General features: G+C 39.6%; 1 protein-coding gene. It reads left to right on the forward strand.

Features of this window, described 5'->3' with window-relative positions; translation table 11 throughout:
• The first annotated feature begins 26 nt into the window (after nucleotides 1-26).
• Nucleotides 27-1592 carry an IS4 family transposase gene (locus IDJ77_RS27490; RefSeq protein WP_191192210.1) on the forward strand — a complete coding sequence of 522 codons (1566 nt, stop codon included), beginning with the start codon at nucleotides 27-29 and terminating at the stop codon, nucleotides 1590-1592.
• The last annotated feature ends 10 nt before the right edge of the window (nucleotides 1593-1602 follow it).

Genomic DNA, 1602 nt, shown 5'->3' on the forward strand with positions numbered 1-1602 from the left:
CACCATAGCCGTTAACTTAAGGGAATTTGGAAAGTTATTTTCAGAATGTCATTCAGACGGGGCTTCGCCTTTGGGCAAAACCACTTAGATTTTCCCATATTTGTATAGTTTTATTTTTTATTGAAAAGGCGGTTTGTTTTCGAGGCAAGACCGCCTTTTCTTATTTAAATATAGGATTTTTTTCGCAAAATCTGTTTTTCTTAAGGGGAAAAGCACCTTTTATTTTCAGCCAAAACACATTCGTAGCCAATTACATCCCCGAATTACAAGCCGATATCCAGTCAGTTATTGAGCCGGGCAAACTTTCCGAACTTGCCCGCAAAAGTGGATTTCAACAGCGGAATTCTAAGCTAAAGCCGGCGGAATTTATCGATACGCTTATCTTCAGCGATTTTAATCATAGTCAGCTTAGTTTACAGGATTGTTGTAACGATCTGGCCCAAAACCACCAGAAAAAGCTAAGTAAAGTAGGATTACACAAGCGTTTTAATGAGAACGCTTTAACCTTTCTGAAGTCGGTTTTATCCACCCAGATAGCTTCTAAACTGCATACAGGTAATAAAATGAGCTGGCAGCCTTTTTCACGGGTGTTGATCGCGGACTCTTCTAAATTCAACCTGCCCAATCAATTGATGACGGATTATCCCGGTTTCGGAAACTTTGGCGTATCGTCAATCATGAACATTCAATATTCTTTCGATCTTAAGCATGGAAACTGGGAGAATCTGGAATTAACAAAAGCAACCCAAAACGATCAAAGCCATTCAAAAAAAACATTGGATAGCATCCGTGAGGGTGATCTGCATATCCGGGACCTCGGGTTTGTAACGCTGGAATATCTTACAAGGATAATTGAAGAAAGGGCGTTTTTCTTAAACAGGCCTCATACACAGGTAAAGTTAGTTCAATGTAGCACAGGTGATTCTCTTAACTGGAAAGCATTACACCTTAAAATGATGGGTAGAAAAAGCCATTTTGATACCATGGTTAATGTAGGATTAGGGAAGAATACCGTTACTTGCCGGCTGATTGCTATACCTGTACCCGAACAGGTTTGGGCTGAGCGGATAAGAAAGGCAGAGCAAAAAGCAAAAACACAGAAAAGCAGGATTACGGATGAGTATAAGGCGCGTTCCAGGTTTAATATATTTATCACTAATGCACCGGAAAGAATGCTTGATGCGGCTGCAATCGTAGATTTATACCGCTTAAGATGGCAGATAGAATTAGTGTTCAAGATATGGAAGTCGCTGCTTGGTGTAAACAAGGTCAAGGCTGTCAAAAAGGACAGATTAGAGTGCCAGTTGATCGCAAAATTTATCTGGATCTTGATGAATTGGAAAATATTCCGATGCCTTAACGCAGTTGTTCAAAAAGACTCCCCAGGGTATGCTTGCTCTATGTGGAAGTTCTTTAAACAGGTCAGGCAATACAGCTACGCTTTAAGGAAAGTTATGAAAGACACCTTGAGTTTCAAAGAATGGTGCGAATTATTCATCTTTCCCATTATAAAACATTTGCTTATTGAACCCAAAAAAGGCAAAAAAGCGGCTTTTCAGATTGTTGATGATATATTTAATCCCTTAAGTTAACGGCTATGGT

The sequence above is a fragment of the Mucilaginibacter pankratovii genome (assembly GCF_014773265.1).
GTDB lineage: Bacteria > Bacteroidota > Bacteroidia > Sphingobacteriales > Sphingobacteriaceae > Mucilaginibacter > Mucilaginibacter pankratovii.